The following is an 18,580-nucleotide window of genomic DNA, read 5'->3' as shown; positions in this document are numbered from 1 at the left end:
GAGCGCAGGCTTTACCCGGAACTTTTCTTTATGCTTAACAGCCTCTCCCTATAAAATCCAACACGGCTCGTTTACTAATAAATAGCCTATCGGATGATTCTCATTGACGGAAATACAAAACCGGCTACATGCAGCACAAGCGGTACCTTACAAAATTCCTCCTTCGCTCCATCTTCGCTTCTTCTTTGTTTGCGGCACCTCTCCATTTGAATTAGCGGGAATTTGTCACGTTAATTTGAACCCTTTCAGCTTTTATTGACGCTTAGCTGGAATTTTTCCTGTTAATTCCTTCAGAATAGCGGATAACTAAACGAAACGGCTAAATTAACGGGACTAATTCCTGTTATTTTATTTACCAATTAAATAATGCTGAATTAGAGGGAGAAATTCCAGCTAATTCTTCAAACACATCAAAAACCTAAATAAACACCCTTAGAAACAATTGGAGATTAACGATCTCCGTTATCTTCTTAAGTACGATTTTCGAAACCGATAATCAAAATATTCAAACCCCCGCACCGCTTATTTCCGACAAGCTTAAGGCCGACTCCATGCCTTTTTGTCTAACATTAGCCGGTCTTGCGAGGCTTTTTTGACGACGTTGAAGAATTCACTTCATGTTACGGCGTGGCAGGTGGCTTGCCCCTCCTTCGGCTGGCCTTTCACGAACTAGATGCAGCGCGTTTCTGGGCTCGCTGAGCAAAAAAAAGAGAAGGCGTATCGCCCTCTCTCATGCCCCGCCGTAAATAAGGCGCTCTGCTGCAACCAGTTCAACGCTGGCAGTAAACACTTTTACAAAAAAAGAAGAGCTCTCTCGCAAAGCAAATGTGCTCTACGGCAGCTCTTCCTTATTACAGCCAGCTTGCTGCTCCGCGTATGGAACAAAGGCGCAGGCTTCGAACTCTACTCACGCATCATAGCTAACTAAGTAGGGGTGCAGCTGCGTGTTGTAAATTCCGATGCTGTATTCAATGAGATTGCCTTCGCTGTCATATGAGCGCCGCAACCGCTTGAGCACTGGCGCTCCCGGCTCCAGCCCTAGAACCGCTGCGGTCTCCGCCGCTGCCGACTCTACCAGAAAACGATCACGGAAGCTGTCTAGGGTGATATCCTTTTCCTCCAGCCATTCATATAAGGAAGAGAATAAGGCACCTTTATCGTTCTCAGCCTTCACCATGGCGACGCCCGGCGTAATGTAATGCTGAAAATGAATATAAGGCTGCTCATCCAGCAAATACAATCGTTCAATGCGTTGGCAGCTCTCTCCGAACAGCTCCAGCAGTTCGGGGTCAGCCTTCGTATTCACCATCTCTGCTCCGAGCAGCCGTTTCTCCATGCGATGTCCCTGCTCCACTAGCAGCTCTGTGAAGCGCTTGCCCTTGGATAGTTTGGTGGAGGATGTATTGCGCAGCACGATCGTGCCTACCCCGCTCTTTTTCTCGACGTAGCCTTCCGTGGACAACTCGCGGATGGCATTGCGCACGGTCATCTTGCTCACTTGAAACTCCTGCTCCAAGAGCGGCTCCGCTGGAATGAAAGTCCCAAGCGGGTATACGCCGTGCATGATCCGATCCTTAATAATTTTTTTGATTTGCAAATAGAGCGGACCTTTTTTTCGCGAAATGGACACCGAAAGTCCCCTACCTTTCCAAATCACCTGTCTCGTTATGGATGGCCTTCTCAATTTCCTCGCGCGTCGATAGCGGCGTATCCCCCGGAATCGTGTGAGCCAGCCTTGCAGCTGCGGCTGCAAATTCAACCACTTGCTCCAAAGGAAGCCCTCGCAATAGGCCGTCTATAATGCCACTGGCATACGCATCGCCCGCGCCTACGCGATCATGCACAGAGAAACTATGCTCCCTGCCCATAACGAGGCGGTCCTTGCTGAATATAAATCCCTTTAGAGAATGAGTATTGTCTCCGTTAATGCGGCGATGAGTGCCCGCGATGATCTGGATATCATATTGTTTCGCTACTGCTGGAAGCAATTCCTTTAACTGCTGCTCCCGTTCAAGCGCAGCTGTCGGCATACCCAGCACTAGCATGGCATCCTTTTCGTTCATCATCACGATATCCGCTAGCTGAAGCATCTGCTCATAATGGTATTTTGCCCGCTCATAACCAGCTTCTCCCCACAGAGAAGGGCGGTAATTGCAATCAAATACAATCTTCCGCCCCTGACGCTTGGCTTCATGAGCAAGGCGGAGCATGCTGCCGCGAACCTGATCGTTCATCGCCAGCGTAATGCCGCAAAAGTGGAGCACCTCCGCCTCGGCGACCGCTGCAGCCAGCTGCTGATCGCCAAACGTTGCCGTATTAAAGCTGCTCCCTAAGCGGTCGTTATACGTTACCTTGCTTGCCCTTGCGCCAAAGCCCTTCTCCAAAAAGTACATGCCCAGATATTTACCCGAGCGCATAACATGGCGGGTGGACAAGCCCAGCTTGCGCAAATTCGCTATAGCCGCCTCGCCGAGCGCATTGTCCGGCAGCGCAGAAACGAGATAAGCCTCATGGCCATACCGGGACATCGCTGAAAGGACATTGACACCGGTGCCCGAGAACGAATATTTAAGCTGATTTTCCTGTGCAAGCGTGCTGTAGCCAGGGGTTTCAAGCCTCATCATGACCTCGCCGAACGCAGCAATTTTACTCATATTTATCCACCAAATGCTTAAGAGTCTCTAGCAGCTGTTTCACCTGCTCAGGCCTTGTTTCGCCAGTAGCCGAATCAATGATCGAAGTGTACACATGCGGAATCACTTGAGGCACGCCCGCCTCCAGCGCAATTTCCAAGATAGCGGAAAAATTGTCCATGTCAATGCCGCCAGTAGGCTCGAGCGCAAATCCCGCTTCGGCGCAGGCCGCCGCCACGGCACGGTACTCCTCCTCGTAACGCAGCCCATGCATCGGATAGTACTTCAAGGCATTGCCGCCCATATCACGGACCAACGCAATGGCTGCTTCTACAGGCACAATCGCCTTCTGCTCCAGAGGCGCACTGTGGACGCCGGTTGAAATATTCACATAGCCCGCCTTACCGCATGGAGATACAAGTGCGTTGATCCAGCCCGCCCGATCCTGAAGGTTAGCTCTAGTAGCCCCTACAGCAGGGAAAATCTGATTGATATGCGCGCCTTCATATGCCCGAACGATCTCAGCCACAACCGCCGCCTGGCGGTTATCGCCTGCGCCTAGTCCGATCGATACCGCGTCCTCAATATGCGATCCATGAACACGCATGGCCTCCACGGCTGCTTCGACCGTGCTGTAGCTTTTGGACAAAATGCCAACCACGACATGCCCTTCTGCCGCAGCGAAAACCCGCTTCGTATTTTCCAATGATCCTGTCAGCACGTTAAGTGCCGCTCTATTTCTATATAGGCGTTTCTCCAGCTTAGACATGTGTTGTCCCTCCTACGATTTGTTGTATCCGCTCAATGATTACTGCAAGATCATCTCCCTGAAGGGAACGCGGGTCCAGATCAAAGTAACCTTGGCGCACGCCATAATCCCGTGTATACACCGCAATATCCCCGTCACGAAGCTGATCGTTCACTTCACCCGCGCCAATGCCCGCAATAGATGCATCTACCCGAATCCGGCCTCTGAAGATGGAACGTCCTGCTTCATCCTGTACGATAGCTACAGCCACTCCAGGCAAATCCGACAGCACCTTCAGCTTTTCCAGTGCCTGCTTCTCTTGCTCGCTTTTATCCTCCTTGACGAGATATTCGTCCAGAGCGGCCAACAGGCCAAAAACAACCTCCTTGCCCACCTTCATGCTTCGGCCGATTCCGTGAAGCTGCATGCGCACCCAATCCACATACGGACTGCGACCGGCCACAATGCCCGAAGTCGGGCCTTCGATAGCCTTAGAGCCGCTGTAAATGACCAAATCCGCCAGCTTAACGTAGCTGTACAAATCCTCCTCCGCCGCAGCATCCACAATGAGCGGTACCCCGTGACGCTTGGCTACCTGCTGTGCTTCCTCCAGGCCTATCATATTTTTTTGCACGCAATGATGGGATTTGACGAATAGGATAGCCGCCGTACGCTCGCCAATCGCTTGCTCGAGATGGTCCGCTCGTCCTTCGTTGGCGTAACCAACCTCGACCAGTTTCCCTCCGCCTAAATAGATCATCGTTTCGACCGGCACCCCGTATTGGACATTGTGGCCCTTGAACATAATGATTTCATTTTTCGCTATTGAATCCTGATGAAGCCGAAGGGTGGAACGCTCCGAGCCTCTTGTCACTACAGCCGCAACAGACAACGCGATGCCGCTAGAAGCCGAATTAACAACGACCGCTCCCTCCGCGCCCATCACTGAAGCGACATGCTCGCCGGAACGCTTTACCAACTCTGCGATTTCAACATAGCTCTGGCCGCCTTGCTTCATCGCTTCCATCACGTTATCCGTCGGAGCGGATACGCCAAGAATGCTCATGCGCCCACTGGCATTCACAACTCGCTTAAGGCCATATTTAGATTGCAATGTAATTGCCATTTACGACTACCCCTTCCGGTCTGATATGCTGCATCCCCACACGAGTTTCTCCCTCTGAATCTGTCAGGGACACCTTTTCATCTTGCACTGAGAAAATGGTTAAATTGGCGATGTCGCCCTTCTGTATCCGCCCAAGCTCCGGGCGCTTCAGCCAGCTTGCGGGCCTGCTAGTCACCCGTGCAATCGTTTCTTCAAGCGAATAACCAAGAAGAAGAAATTTATCAAGCGTATGCGCCATGCTGTACACAGGCCCATGCAAGCGATTGCCGCGGTAGATATCCGTACTGATTGTGTCTGGTGCAATTCCGGCCGCGCGCGCACGCTCTGCTACCTTGAACGAGAAGCTTGCCGTGCCATGTCCGACATCCAGCAGCACGCCTCGCTCCCTTGCAGCGACAAGCTCGGGAATCGCTCTTCCATGCTCATCAAATAAGCCGTTAGCCTTGCCGTTGAAAGCATGCGTAATCATATCATTGCCGCGCAAATAAGGCAGAATCTCTGTAATGGAAGGCGGCCCCGAGCCGATGTGCAGCATTAGCGGCAAGTCAAGCCGATCAGCAAAGCCTCGAGCCAGGCGCAGCGGTTCAATTCCCTGCTCTTTGACAACGCTGCTGCTCACCCTTGCCTTTAAGCCCACAATAAATTCGCCATACCGCTTAGCCGCTTCACCCAGCAGCTGCTCATTTAACCAGGCCAGCTGCGAGAGCTCATCCGTCCGTGTCAGGCCGATATGCGATACATTCAGCAGGGCAAGCACGTTGGTCAGCGCTTTTTCGCTTGCTGCATGCAGACCGCCGATGCGATCCGCTCCGCAACTGCCCGCATCTACAATCGTGGCAACGCCCTGCGAAATGCCAATCTCATCAATCTCATCTCCGTACGGCTCCAGTGCGGCATCCGCATGAACGTGCAAATCAATCCAGCCACTGGAAACGTAGGCTCCCCTGCCATCCATTCTGCAGCCTGCCGCATCTGCCGGGAGCTGTGGCGCTATATCGATAATTCGCCCGCCGCTGACTACAATCGCCGTCTTCTCGCCTGACAATAGCCTGACATTGTGCAAAATAAAATCCTTCACTTCATCTCTGCCCCTCTCTGGCTCAATAACCATGCCCATTCGAAAAGCTGCTCCAAACTTTTTTTCAAAAACAGCTTAACACAATCTAGCATCAAAATAAATATAACGTTATAATGTTTATATGGATCAAGGTCAAGGTAAACGGCTATCGCCGTCCTTTGGCGGCGCGGCGCGTTTCATTCCGAGAAATATAGCGAATGTACAGCCTAAGGATATACTTCCTATATTGCAAGAAAAAGGAGCGTTCCTGTGCATCATTTCAAAATAAAAGCAACTACACTGACCCAGTTCATTAGCAAATATTGGAGCCAATACAAGTCTCGCCTGCTGTTCAAATATGCGGCTTCCTACATTTTCATGTTTCTGATTCCGCTTACAGTCGTAACGATCTTTATTTATGAAAATGCAGCCTACAATTTGCGCACCGAAATTGAACGCGCCAATCTTAATCAATTGACGCAAGCCAAGCTGACGATTGACGGCCATATGTCCGATCTCTACGAAATCGCCAGCCGCATATCCTATGACGAGCATTTGACTCCCTATATGATGAGCGATCCCTATCGCAGCCGGGAAGGCATTAACACGCTCGCGAGCTACACGGCCAACAGCAGCATTGTGGAGCAGCTTTTTCTCTATTACCATGACAGGAATGAAATTTATTCCTATGAAGGTATGACCAATCCAACAACCCTCTTCAGTAAGGTATATGCCTATCATAATTGGAGCAGCGCAAGCTTATTGAAAGCGCTTAACGAGTCCGTTGCTCCACTTATTCGTCCTGCCGAGCCCGTCTCCATTTATTCGAGGGAGGAAGCTCTGCTTACATTGCTCATCCCGATCAAGCCCAATGACCCCTACCCCTACGGGTCGGTCATGTTTCTGCTCAAAGAAGCCAAACTTACCGGCCTTATGGACACCATACTCAACCAGTACAAGGGCAACAGCTACATATTGTCCCCCGAAGGCGAGGTGCTGACTTCCAATACGATCGGAACACCGCTTACTAGAGAAGCTCTGACTGACATTGCAGTGCTTGAGACAGGCATACACAGCATCCGTCTGGATGGCGAGGCACAATCCGTCGTCATAGTGAAATCGACCGAAAACGGCTGGAGCTACGCGACCACTATGCCAACCTACCAATTTTTTGAGAGTGTAGTTCACATCAAAACCCTGATCATGCTTGTGTTTGCTATCGCGGCTCTGACCGGTATTGTGGTAGCGATTATTTTGGCGAGACGCCAGTATCATCCGATCAAAAATCTAATAGACTTCGCCAGGCTGCAAACCGACAGCCGCGATGAAGCGCTCAAGGTGCGCAACGAATGGGAATGGATCACCCAAACCTTTCGCGACTATAAGGCCCGCATTCACTGGCAGACGCCGTACGTCCGCAATCAGTGCCTAATGCTGCTGCTGAAGCATGGCAAACCAAACGATCCCGAAATCGAACGGATGATTATGGAAACGGGACTTGAGCCGCCTGATGCGGGAGTAGTTTATTTCTCAGCCGTGCTCTCTTGGGATTCTCCACCGGAAGATGAGCCTCAGCAGCCGGATCATATGCTGCAGCTGGAGCTGCTCAGCCATCTGTCATTTCCAGAGCTGGGCGCTCAAGTATACGGCGTTGAATTTTCCGTACGCGACCGTTTTGCGCTTATGGTGCTGCTGCCAGACCAAGAGCCTGAACTGCAAGAGGCTGCAGTTAATCGCCTGTTTGAGAACATTCGGGCGATGCTGCTGGAGCAGACGGATACGCTGCCGCATATAGGCGTAGGCACCATTTATCCGAGCTTGTCCAAGATCAACCAGTCCTTTATTGAAGCCTCTACCGCCCTTGATTATCGGCAGCCGGGAGAGCCGGGCATTACCTTCTTTGACCAGCTCCAAAATAAGGAGGCCGTGTCGCAAACCACATTCTGGCTGTCCAAAAAAACGATCCTTAAGCTGGAGCAAAGCCTAAAGCAAGGAAACGAGCCGCTAGCGCTGTCTATGCTGTCCAGCATGGTGCAGGAAATCAAGCAGGAGTCGCTTTCTGTTCCTATCTTGCGTCTGATATGCTTCGACATCCTCAACACGATTTTACGAACCGCAGCCGATTTGAGCATGGGCGACGTGTTTGGCCGCGTGCCTGCGCTCGCATCCTTTGACACGCTGGAGGAATTTGAGAACAAGCTGGCCATGCTGGCAGTCGAAGTTTGCAGGCAGGCCAACCATCAGACGGAAACCAGCCAGCCCTCATTGATTGATGATTTGGTTGCCTACGTGGACCAGAACTATGCTGATTATACGCTGAGCCTAGAGCACATTGCCCTGCGTTTTTCCGTATCCACTTCTTATCTTAGCCGCAGCTTCAAAGAAAAAACGGGTATTAATTTTACCCATTATATTTGGCTGCTGCGCATGAACGAAGTGAAAAGGCTGCTTATCGCTACTAACGATCCGCTTCAAATTATTATCGAGCAGGTAGGCTATCTGGATGCCCCTAACTTTATCCGCAAGTTCAAGAAGGACAGCGGGTTAACCCCGGGGCAATTCCGCAAGCAGCATTGCCAGAGCAATACTCCTTCCTATTAACAGCCAAAACAGACCAGGGGCAAGTGAATGGCCAAAGCCGGATCACTTGCCCCTACTTTCCTGTTATTGCGCCGGCTCGTTCAAAATATAGTCTACCAATTCATCCAGCGGCACGGTGGCCAGTGCAATCGCCGTATCGGTCACGCCATAATAAATGTATAACAGCCCATCCTTGACGACATTGCCTGTCGGAAAGATGACATTAGGAATTTGAAAGCCGAACTTCTCATAATAAGCCTCCGGCTCCATAATGTAATGACGGGTACGCGCGATCACCTTCTCCGGGTTTTCCAGATCAAGCAAAACTGCGCCAACACGGTACACAATCTCCTCGTCCACGCCATGATACAGCACAAGCCAGCCCTTATCAGTCTTAATCGGAGGCGTGGAGCCGCCGATTTTGCGGGATTCCCACTCTGGATTTTCCCCTTTGATCAGGAGCTTTGGCTCTTCCCAATGGATCAAATCCTCGGAATAGGTAATCCACATAGCCGCTTTTTCAGTCCCGTACTGCTCGCCTACGTATTCCTCCGGCCGGCGAAGCAGGACGAACTTGCCATTAATTTTCTCAGGGAACAAAATATTGTCTCGATCGTTAATATCAAGCGGCGTAGTATCGGCAACAAACTCCCAATCCAGCAGATTCTGCGATTTCAAAATGGAGGAGCGAGTCAGCCAATGCCCCTCCTCCTTCCCCCAGCCATCCGGGTATTCGGGAATGGATCTGGCAGGCACGCCCGCGCCTGTCGGATAATAGCTCATCGCACACGGACGCAGCGCATAATTCAGATAGAAGGTACCGTCAATCTTGACCAGACGAGGGTCCTGTACGCTGCCATAAGGAAAACCGAGCATATCCGGCGTTACAATCGGCTCGTCCTTCACATGGGTGAAGTTCACGCCATCCTCGCTTTCCAGCAAGCCCAAAAAGTTTTTGCACGGCGTCAGCGACTCCGCGGTTCTTTCGATCATATAAAATTTATCATTATCAATGATAACCGCCGGGTTAAACACCGTTACCTTACGCCAGTCATATCCCCCCGGCACAACAATCGGGTTGTTTGGATGTCTCGTAATTTGCATGATTGTTCTCCTCCTGCCAGGCGCTCTCCCCTCGGTAGCCCATAAGGACCACCGCTTTTTTGGGGAAGGTCGCCACGTTATAATGTTGTCGTTATTTTAATCGTTTTGATTTCAAAAGGCTTGAAGCTTAAGCAGAGTCTATCGCCGCTCATCGCCAAGTCTCCGAGTCGGTCTTCCAAAATATTGACTTCAGTGACAGCGAACCGTTCACCTGGGGCAAGCAGCTTTCCGCTCAAGCCGATAACCGCATCCGAGCGGCCGCCAGCTCCTTCATATAGACGCAATACGATTCCAGTGCCGTCCTCCGCAGGCTTCACCGTATCCAGAATGACTTGTTCGCTTGCCAAATCAATCCAGGAATGCTCAAAGCCCAGGCTTTCCTTGGCGGTAACGAAAGCAGAATCTGCCTTGATCGTCCGCAATGGCTCATTGAGCGCGGCTGCGACACGAACGGTCTGGGCCTGTTGCCAGCTGCCTTCATGCGGATACAGCGCATAAGTGAACACCTGCTCGCCCCGATCGGCGCCCGCATCCGGCCAGCCCGGAGCGCGCAGCAGCGAAAGCCGCAGGACAGCGTCCTTAATGTCATAGCCGTATTTGCAATCATTCAGCAGGCTTACGCCATACCCATGCTCGGACAAATCGGCCCAGCGGTGGCCGCATACCTCGTATTGCGCTTGCTCCCAGCTCGTGTTGCGATGGGTTGTGCGTTCCAATGCGCCAAACGGAATTTCATAGGTCGCTTTGCCGCTTACCAGCCCGAGCGGGAAAGCAGCTTTAAGCAGCTTGTGGTTCTCCTGCCAATCGACGTAAGTGCGGAATTCGATGCAGCGATCATGAATAGGGATGATCATCTGCTGCCTGATCCGCGACTGGCTTAGCTGCCAATTCAGCTCGATTACGATTCGTTCGGCACTATGCTCCAATATGCTCCAGCCCGTCAACTGCTGCGCGTCAGCGCGTTTGCTCTCGTAGTCATGCGCAATGTCCCATGCATCCCACAGCAGTGGCGTATCATGGAATAGCTGCAATTCGTTGCCGCGCCGACCTGGCTGCAGCAGCTCGCGATCGCAAGGCTTGTCGTACAAGCGGCTAATAAGCCCTTGCTCGTCCAGTTCAATCGTATAATAATCAGTTTCAAATATACCGATACTGGTCAATTTTTCAGCTTCCATAGCCTGCTCCGCAACGTGTTGCTGCTCCGTACCGGAGCGTAGCTCCTGAGAATCGCTATTCACCCGGCGCAGCCAGAACGTTTTGGAGCCGAATGCAGGAATCGTTCCCGTCCGTACAGTCAGTTGCCTCGCTTCTCCCGGCTGCAATGGGGCTTCTATACGACATGGCAGCTCTCCTGCCGCATCATATGCCGCCAGTTGTTCCATGCCTGGCTGAATCGGAAGATAAACCCATCCATCCCTTGCCCATCCAAGGCTATTAAACGCCACGTAGGCAGCTCCCTCATTCTCCGTTTGCATACGGCCGGCTAGCATCTGCATTGCTTCCTCTAGGGCAGCATTGCCCAGCCACATAATCTCTTCATACTGCTTGGATGAGGTTTCATACACCTCGGGAATAGATGTGCCGGGAATGATATCATGAAACTGATTAAGCAGCAGTAGCTTCCAGCCCTCTTCCAGCCGCTTTCCCGCTTCGCTTTGGCGCTGAGGGTCAAGCAGGCCGGAGAGGCTTAGCCATATTTCGGCAGCGCGATACAACTGCTCGGCCTGACGGTTGCTTCGTTTGTTCTTGGCATGTGTCGTGTAGGTGCCGCGATGCAGCTCCAAATACAAGTCGCCATGCCAATCGGGCAGCTTAACCCCGCTGCTGCTTATGCCGTCAAAAAACTGCCGGGCAGTCGAGTATATCGCCTGAGGCTGCCCGGGGATACAGGCAGAGCGCTCGATGTACTCCAGCATTTCATGCGTGACTCCGCCGCCGCCATCTCCATGGCCATACAAGAGCATCAGCTCGTCATGCTGGTCCTTCTCTTTATAAGCTTGCCAATGCTCTTGCACATCCTGCGGACGAGTATGCTCGTTCAAACCGTGATTCTGATAAGCCACAATGCTGGTGCCGTCAATGCCGACCCAGTTGAACAGCGTATGCGGGAATTCATTCGTATCATTCCAGCCAAGCTTGGACGTCATGAAATAATCGATCCCGGCCTGCTTAAGCAGCTGCGGTAGCGAGGCGCAGTAACCGAAAGTATCGGGAAGCCACTCGATTCCGGAGCGCCGACCGAACTCCTCCTCATAGAACCTTTGGCCAATCAAAATTTGGCGAACAAGCGACTCTCCGCTTGGTAGATTAAGATCCGGCTCCACCCACATGCCGCCTACAAGCTCCCAACGTCCTTCAGCAATCCGCCTCTTGATGTTTTCGTATAGCTCCGGGTAGTTTTGCTTAACGAAAGCATACAGAATGGGCTGGCTTTGCGAATAATAAAAATCAGGATAACGATCCATCAGCGCACAGACGGTTGAGAAGGTGCGGCTTGCCTTGCGGACGGTTTCCTTAATCGGCCATAACCAAGCAATATCAATATGCGATTGTCCAACCATATGCATTAGGCCGTTATTGCCGCTTGCTTGCTGTGCAGCCTCCGCCGCCATTCTCAGCCCAGCGTCCGCCTGCTGGCAAGCTGGCAGATCAATGGAAGCATCTCCGCTAGGCTCATATAGACTCGCGATTGCTTCCTCCAGCGCCAAGATTAGCTGGGTTCGCTGCAGGTTTCCTTCTGGAAGCAATGCAGCCGATTCCTGCACCACGCGTACGGTATGAAGCAGCTGGTAGACCGGCCAATTCACCCTTACCAGCGACACCGAAACGCCGTTGATCGGCGGCTTTTGTTTGGATTGCCGGTTAAGCGGATCTACCGGCTCAGGGATGGGGTCATACAATTCAATCTCCAGGTCAAGCACGTCTCCCGCTTGATAAGATTGCGGCAACGGCACAAACCAATGATTGTTGTCCAGGCCGTGATAGGGCGCTCCGCCCAGTCGCAGCAAGCCTTCGCCGCCACCATGATACAGTAAGGCGGCGTCTCCCGCCTGCCAGCTCTCAGGCCATGCCGCCTGATGGCGCAGCATATAGGTTGTACCATGCCCTTCATTAAGCCCAGCAAGATCGGTTAGCTCCCAGCCTTCCGAAATAGGCTCATAAACGCCGGGCTCGATATAGCGCAGCTTATTTAATTGCCAGTGGGTTAGCTGAATCTGCTCTACCCATTGCCGCTGCTCCAGCCAGCGGACGAAACGATGAACGGATTTCACGGTCATTTCCCCTCCAAGCTGACGCGCAGCGGCGCCTCCAGATAATGCACGCTGCTGGACCCGACCATAATCGTGAAATCGCCGTCCTCAACGATTCGCTGAAGCTGCTGGCCAACAAACTCCAGCTGTTCCCTTCCAATGACGAAGCGTACCGGCTTGCTCTCTCCCGGCTCCAGCCAAATTTTATGGAAGCCCTTAAGCATTTTTTGCGGGCGCGTAACCGTAGCGGCATGATCTGTCACATAGAGCTGCACAACCTCGTGACCAGCCATTTTGCCGCTATTGCGCACCTTTACAACCGCCGCCGCATAACCGTCTTCGCCCGCGGCGGCAGTCTCAATTTGCAGCTCCGAATATTCAAAGCTTGTATAGCTAAGCCCGTAGCCAAACGGATATTGAGCTTCAAAGTCCATTTCCAGGTAACGTTTGCCCCGAGTACGGCGTTTGTAATAGTAGACGGGCAATTGTCCGACATGTCTAGGAATGCTCACGGTCAGTTTGCCGGATGGATTCACGTCACCGAGCAGAATATCGGCGAGCGCATGCCCGCCCTCCTGTCCCGGGTACCAAGCCTCCACAATCGCATCGGCATGCTCTACTATCCACGGCTCAACAATCGGACGTCCATTGATATAAACAACGATAAGCGGCTTATCCAGCTTCCGTAATTCTCGCACCAGCTCCAGCTGTGAGCCGAGCAGGTTTAACGTCATTCTGTCAATGCCTTCCCCGCACTCCATTTCGCTTAGGGCGTTGTCGGTCACTACAGCCGCTCCCGTCACCAGATCGATGGTACCCTCGCCAAAGTCCCGGGCGCTTGAGCCGCCGATTGCCACGATAACGGCATCAGCCTGACGTGCGCATTCGATCGCAGTCGCGAAGCCTTCCCGCGCTTCTTCCTTAATGCGGCAGCCGGGAGCATACAGAACCCGTTCCCCGCCTAACGCAGCTCGCACACCGTCCAGAAGAGTGGCGATTTGCCCTTCCTCTTGGGGGGAGGTATAATCTCCCAATTGATTATATGGAGCATTCGCATTGGGACCAATCACAGCAACCTTGCCAATATTTTTGTTCAGCGGCAAGGTCTTCCGCTCATTCTTGAGCAGTACAATTCCTTCTGCCGCCATTTGGCGAGCTAGCTGCTTGTGCTCCAGACTGCCGATGACCTGCGCTGCCTTTATGGGATCGACCAGGGGACGGTCAAACAATCCCAGCTCAAACTTCAAGCTAATTACTCTCAGAACCGCTTGGTTCAGCGTCTCCTCGCTCAATAGCCCCTGTTCAATTGCAGCCAGCAAATGCTTGCTGAACATCTCCCCCGACATCTCCATATCCGTTCCGGATTCCAGCGCCAGCTTAACCGCTTCCTCGCCGCTGGCTGCGACATTATGCCCGTTCACAAGCATTCCCAGCGCACCGCAATCCGTAATGACAAAGCCGTCAAATCCCCACTCCTGCCGCAGCACATCATTCAGCAGATAAGGATTGCTCGTGCATGGAATGCCGTCAATTTCATTGTAAGCCGTCATAATGGAGCGCGCGCCAGCCTCAACCGCTTTACGGAAAGGCAGCAAATCGACCTCGTGCAGCTCGCGCAGCCCCATGTGCGCGGGCTGTGCATTGCGTCCGCCTTCTGTGCTGCCATAACCTGCAAAATGCTTGAGCGTTGCAAGCAGGCTGTTCTCGTCGGCAAGATCCTCGCCTTGCAAGCCTTCAACAGCCGCTACCGCAAACTCGGCGATGAGATAAGGGTCCTCCCCAAAGCATTCCTCTGTTCGGCCCCAACGTGGATCGCGGACAACGTCCAGCACCGGCGAGTACGTCACTGCGCCTCCCTGACTGCGTGTTTCAAGGGCAACCGCACGGCACATCTCTTTGTACAGCTCTACGTTCCATGAGCTTCCAAGCAGAAGCGGAACAGGGAATACCGTCGCTCCGATCGCCATATGTCCATGCGAGCATTCCTCGCCGAACAGCACCGGAATTCCGAGGCGGGAATGCTGCATCGCATACTCCTGAATTTCATTGATTGCCTTGGCCCCCTGCTCGGGAGACAGTCCCGTGGCAAGCGTAACTTCCGTCCATGGATCTGCCCGCAGCACGCCGTACAGCGAGCCAACCGCGCCCTGCCGAAGCTGCTCCTTGAACTCGTCTGTCAGGCGAATGCTTCCATCCTCCTGCTTCTCATAGCATTTCCAGCCAAAGGGCTGTATCAATTGCCCGATTTTTTCGGGAATCGTCATGCGAGCAAGCAGCTCCTGTGCCTTTCTCCCCGCTTCAGCCTGCTTGTTATCTTTGTCCACCTGGAAGCACACCTCTCCTAAATGATCAGATTTCATGCCATGTGCCGGCTGCGGACGATGCCGCAGCCGGCGAATGCAATCCATCTTGATTATTTACTTATCTGATCGCTTTGGTTCACTTAAAATAGCGGTTTATGCTCGGATCGTTAGCTTTGCTTCCATCTGTCATAAGCGTCCTGATAGATTTTGCTCATCCGGTCGCCGCCCATTTTGGTTACCGTAGTAATATATTTATCCCAGTTGTCAAAGGTATCGGCGCCCGTAATGAATTTGGCTTCCATTTGACGTACATACGTCGTCAGATCCGAGGTCAGCGTCGTTACCTCTGCTTGCTCCTCTGCTGTGAGGAATAATGTCGGGTACGGGATCCGCGAGCCGTTATCCAATAGCTTGGTTTTGGATTCATTCATAACCCATTCATCAAATTCGGTAGTCAGTCCAAGTTGAATTTCAGGAATCGAAATCGTCGGTGCCGGAATACCGTAGTTCGGCGTCAGCGTTGCGCGATAATCCTCGCGGTCTCCGCCGCCCGGAACCGGCAAATATTTCTTGGTCAAGCTGTCGCGGTCCGTGTACTCCCACAAAACGCCCTCAGGCCCTTTGTTGAACAGCATCGCGCCTTCATATCCGTAAATGTAGTCCACCCAACGCATCGAAGCTTCGGGATAAGAGTTGGTTTTCGAGATGGCAAAGGCTCCTGTCGTTACGCCTTTGCTTTTGGCGATGACAGCCTTGTCCACCATCTCGCTCTTGACGGGCAGGAACATAGGATCATCCGTGCTCGGCTCGCCGCCCAAGGTCATGTAGGCATTCCAATCGGAGAACAGCGCGACCTGATTGTTTTGGGCTTTGGCTTTTTTCTGCTCCGCCGTTTGCGAGAACGTTTCATGATCCAGCAGATCCTCCGTCCAAAGCCGGTTCAGGAAGATCAAATACTCCTTATAGCCATCCTCAATTGGGGTGTAGTGAACGACATCGCTATCGTCGACATAAATTTCTTCCTCGTAAATGCCGTAGGCGCCAAGCAGCCAAGTGCGAATATCACGCAGATTGACGGATGACAACGGCACCTCGTCGGCAGCTCCGTTTTTGTTCGGGTCTTCTTCCTTTACGCGCTTGAGGTACGTATACAGCTCCTCCGTTGTTTCCGGCAGCTTGTCATAGCCAAGCGCTTTCAGAAAATCACCGTTATACCACATCGGATTGCGGTACCATGGCTGATTGAACTCAATCACCGGCAAGGAGTAAATATGACCGTCTGGCGCCGTAATGGACTTGCGTATCTCTGGATTATCTTCTAATACCTTTTTGACGTTTGGCGCGTAGTTTTCAATCAAATCCTCAAGCGGGATGAGAATTCCCTGCTCACCGTAGTTCATTTGCTCCGCAGGGGTAAGCCCCGCTGCATAAAATACATCCGGATATTCGCCGCTGGAGAAAATAAGGTTTTTCTTCGTATCAAAGCTTTCCTTCGGCGCATTGTTAAAAACCATCTTAATGTTCGTCAATTTCTCCATTTCCTTCAGGACCTCCATGTCCTTCCAGTTCTGAATGCCGACATCAGGCGCTGTCAGCGTTAACGAAATCTGCTCGTTTACAATGGGAAGCCCTTCTTTGGCTACCTCTACCTCAACCTCTGCCTTTTGTTTGTCATTCGACGATCCGCAGCCCGCCAGCAAGCCTGCCACTAGAGCCGCAGACAACAGCGCTACCGTACCTTTTTTCTTGTTCCGCATTTTAAATCCTCCCTTTTTATATAATCATAACGCTATAACAAATGATTGCGAAATCATGGGGTTCACCAAGGCGAACCCGTACCCGCATGCATCTATTACCTCTTAGTTACGGTGATGCTAGCCTTTGACCGAACCGATCATGACCCCTTGCACAAAATACCGCTGCAAAAACGGATATAAAGCGACAACCGGCAGGGTAGATACGATGATAACGGCATATTTGACCAATGAGGCAATCTCAGCCTTGTTGTTCATGGCCTGGGCAATATCGCCGCTGATCGCCGCCCCCGTCGTTTCCGCAGACATCTCCTGCAGTACCAATATTTGGCGCAGCACCATTTGCAGAGGATATTTCATTTCATCATTCAGGTAAATAAGGGCCGGAAAGTAGCTGTTCCAGTGGCTGACGCCATAGAACAAGGCCATAACGGCAATAATCGGAGCGGACAATGGCAGCACGATTTGGAAGAACAGCCTTAAATTCGTACAGCCATCCATATGCGCAGCCTCCTGCAGCTCCTTCGGAATCGTGGAGTGAAAGAAGGTTCTGGCCACTATGATATTCCATACGGATGCCGCAACAGGGAGAATCAAAGCTCCCATTGAATTGATCAGCCCCAGATTTTTGACTGTCAGGTATAGGGGGATCAAGCCGCCATTAAAAAACATCGTGACGAGAAACATCGCCATAAAAAAGTTGCGTCCCACAAAATCGGAGCGGCTGAGGGCATAGGCTGCCGGCAAAGTTACTGCCAGGTTCAGCAAGGTTCCTACTACGGTATAAAGAAGAGTGTTGCCATAGCCGTTCCATATTTTGGGATTCGCAAAAACAAGCTTATAGCCATCCAATGTCAGGCCCTTCGGCAGCAGCCACATTTCCCCCGAATTGACGAACTTTGGCGTACTGATTGAAGCGCTGACGATATAGATAAGCGGATAGAGCACAACAATGAGCGCAAGGGCCAAATAAATATAGTTTACTGCCAGAAACAGCTTGTCCGAGGTGGATTCCCTCATCGACTTCACCATCTTAAACCTCTCCTTTCCTTACCATAAGCTTGTTGCACTTGTACGTTTGGCAATTTGGTTCACTGTAATCAGCATGAGAGCATTGACAACCGAATTGAATAACCCAACGGCAGTCGAGAAGCTGTATTGCGCGCTTACGAGACCTGATCGGTAAACGAAGGTTGAAATGACATCTGAGCTTTCCAGATTCAACGAATTTTGCAGCAGTAAAATTTTCTCGTAACCAACACCCAAAATATTGCCCGTGTTCAAAATCAGCAGGATCGTAATGGTCGGTATAATGGTTGGCAGGTTAATATGAAGCATCCGTTTGAATCGGCTTGCCCCATCCACAATGGCTGCTTCGTGCAGCTGCGGATCAACCGCTGATAGCGCTGCCAAATAAATGATCGTTCCCCACCCTGTATTTTGCCATACGCCGGAAATGACATAGACCGTCTTAAACCAAGCAGGATCGTTAAGAAACTGCGGCGCATCGATGCCAAGCGCCTCAAGCCCGCGGATCAGCATCCCGCTTGATGGAGAAAGGAATGAAATAATCATCCCGGTCATGACCACAATCGAAATGAAATGCGGCGCGTAAGTAATCGTTTGCACGCTTTTCTTGAAATAACCGTTGCGAATTTCATTAAATGCCAAGGCCAAAATGATTGGCAGCGGGAATCCGAGAGCCAGCTCATAGAAACTGATGCTCAGCGTATTCCAGAGCAAATCCCAAAAATAATGCGAATTAAAAAAACGTTCAAAGTGTTGAAAGCCGACCCAGTCACTGCCAAAAATACCTTTGGACGGAATGAAATTTTTGAATGCAATTTGAATTCCATACATCGGTGCATAGTGGAATACCGCAAAATATACAACCGCGGGAAGCATAAATAAGTACAATTCCCAGTTTTGCATCATTCGCTTGGCGATCCCGCTTGACGCTCGCAGCGGAGGCGTTTGCAGTGCCTGCTGTCCTTTACCGTTCATTTTCTGATGCCCCTTTCCTG

12 protein-coding genes are annotated in these 18,580 nt (G+C 51.7%); 1 reads left to right on the top strand and 11 read right to left on the bottom strand.

The features are described from left to right. Positions 1-907 precede the first annotated feature (907 nt). Genes FJQ58_RS15240 through FJQ58_RS15220 form a run of 5 tightly spaced genes read right to left on the bottom strand, consistent with a single transcriptional unit; the run spans position 908 to position 5,618 of the window. Complete coding sequence (locus FJQ58_RS15240; protein WP_139994869.1) at positions 908-1,630, bottom strand: GntR family transcriptional regulator; 723 nt, start codon at positions 1,628-1,630, stop codon at positions 908-910. A gap of 10 nt (positions 1,631-1,640) precedes the next feature. Beyond that, on the bottom strand, positions 1,641-2,654 hold the full coding sequence (locus FJQ58_RS15235) for a sugar kinase (RefSeq protein WP_139994867.1): 1,014 nt from the start codon (positions 2,652-2,654) through the stop codon (positions 1,641-1,643). After that, positions 2,647-3,402: a 2-dehydro-3-deoxy-phosphogluconate aldolase gene (gene dagF / locus FJQ58_RS15230; protein ID WP_139994865.1), complete on the bottom strand. Its 756-nt coding sequence runs from the start codon at positions 3,400-3,402 to the stop codon at positions 2,647-2,649. The genes FJQ58_RS15235 and dagF overlap by 8 nt, the downstream gene beginning before the upstream one ends. Beyond that, a complete protein-coding gene (locus FJQ58_RS15225; protein ID WP_139994863.1) occupies positions 3,395-4,507 on the bottom strand; it encodes a DgaE family pyridoxal phosphate-dependent ammonia lyase in 1,113 nt (370 codons plus the stop codon). The genes dagF and FJQ58_RS15225 overlap by 8 nt, the downstream gene beginning before the upstream one ends. Then, positions 4,485-5,618 (bottom strand): amidohydrolase/deacetylase family metallohydrolase, encoded by a 1,134-nt coding sequence (locus FJQ58_RS15220; RefSeq protein WP_139995004.1) that lies wholly within the window; start codon positions 5,616-5,618, stop codon positions 4,485-4,487. The genes FJQ58_RS15225 and FJQ58_RS15220 overlap by 23 nt, the downstream gene beginning before the upstream one ends. A 216-nt stretch (positions 5,619-5,834) precedes the next feature. Here FJQ58_RS15220 and FJQ58_RS15215 point away from each other — a divergent pair, with 216 nt between their 5' ends. Beyond that, on the top strand, positions 5,835-8,165 hold the full coding sequence (locus FJQ58_RS15215; protein ID WP_238404071.1) for a helix-turn-helix domain-containing protein: 2,331 nt from the start codon (positions 5,835-5,837) through the stop codon (positions 8,163-8,165). A 63-nt stretch (positions 8,166-8,228) separates the two neighbouring features. On the opposite strand, the gene FJQ58_RS15210 is transcribed toward FJQ58_RS15215, so the two are convergent. The 6 genes from FJQ58_RS15210 to FJQ58_RS15185 all read right to left on the bottom strand — a co-directional run bounded on the left by FJQ58_RS15210 (position 8,229) and on the right by FJQ58_RS15185 (position 18,560). Next, positions 8,229-9,248 (bottom strand): glycoside hydrolase family 130 protein, encoded by a 1,020-nt coding sequence (locus FJQ58_RS15210; RefSeq protein WP_139994861.1) that lies wholly within the window; start codon positions 9,246-9,248, stop codon positions 8,229-8,231. Positions 9,249-9,325: 77 nt separating this feature from the next. Continuing rightward, complete coding sequence (locus tag FJQ58_RS15205; protein ID WP_139994859.1) at positions 9,326-12,520, bottom strand: alpha-mannosidase; 3,195 nt, start codon at positions 12,518-12,520, stop codon at positions 9,326-9,328. 2 nt (positions 12,521-12,522) lie between these two features. Next, positions 12,523-14,763, bottom strand: coding sequence for a glycoside hydrolase family 3 N-terminal domain-containing protein (locus FJQ58_RS15200; protein WP_238404076.1), 2,241 nt, complete (start codon positions 14,761-14,763; stop codon positions 12,523-12,525). A gap of 206 nt (positions 14,764-14,969) precedes the next feature. Next, entirely contained in the window at positions 14,970-16,559 is a 1,590-nt protein-coding gene (locus FJQ58_RS15195; protein ID WP_139994855.1) for a type 2 periplasmic-binding domain-containing protein, read from the bottom strand. Between the two features lie 117 nt (positions 16,560-16,676). Then, entirely contained in the window at positions 16,677-17,588 is a 912-nt protein-coding gene (locus tag FJQ58_RS15190; protein ID WP_139994853.1) for a carbohydrate ABC transporter permease, read from the bottom strand. An 18-nt stretch (positions 17,589-17,606) separates the two neighbouring features. Continuing rightward, positions 17,607-18,560, bottom strand: coding sequence for an ABC transporter permease (locus FJQ58_RS15185; protein ID WP_139994851.1), 954 nt, complete (start codon positions 18,558-18,560; stop codon positions 17,607-17,609). Between the last annotated feature and the right edge of the window lie 20 nt (positions 18,561-18,580).

The organism is Paenibacillus paridis (assembly GCF_006345825.1).
Lineage (GTDB): Bacteria > Bacillota > Bacilli > Paenibacillales > Paenibacillaceae > Pristimantibacillus > Pristimantibacillus paridis.
Note: the sequence above shows the minus strand (reverse complement) of the source record. Positions and strands in the feature narration are given on the sequence as shown.

Excerpts from the sequence above, each read along its gene's own strand:
- FJQ58_RS15235 (WP_139994867.1), bottom strand. The coding sequence starts at position 2,654 with ATGAGTAAAATTGCTGCGTTCGGCGAGGTCATGATGAGGCTTGAAACC.
- dagF (WP_139994865.1), bottom strand. The coding sequence starts at position 3,402 with ATGTCTAAGCTGGAGAAACGCCTATATAGAAATAGAGCGGCACTTAAC.
- FJQ58_RS15225 (WP_139994863.1), bottom strand. The coding sequence starts at position 4,507 with ATGGCAATTACATTGCAATCTAAATATGGCCTTAAGCGAGTTGTGAAT.
- FJQ58_RS15220 (WP_139995004.1), bottom strand. The coding sequence starts at position 5,618 with ATGGTTATTGAGCCAGAGAGGGGCAGAGATGAAGTGAAGGATTTTATT.
- FJQ58_RS15210 (WP_139994861.1), bottom strand. The coding sequence starts at position 9,248 with ATGCAAATTACGAGACATCCAAACAACCCGATTGTTGTGCCGGGGGGA.
- FJQ58_RS15200 (WP_238404076.1), bottom strand. The coding sequence starts at position 14,763 with ATGACGATTCCCGAAAAAATCGGGCAATTGATACAGCCCTTTGGCTGG.
- FJQ58_RS15195 (WP_139994855.1), bottom strand. The coding sequence starts at position 16,559 with ATGCGGAACAAGAAAAAAGGTACGGTAGCGCTGTTGTCTGCGGCTCTA.
- FJQ58_RS15190 (WP_139994853.1), bottom strand. The coding sequence starts at position 17,588 with ATGGTGAAGTCGATGAGGGAATCCACCTCGGACAAGCTGTTTCTGGCA.
- FJQ58_RS15185 (WP_139994851.1), bottom strand. The coding sequence starts at position 18,560 with ATGAACGGTAAAGGACAGCAGGCACTGCAAACGCCTCCGCTGCGAGCG.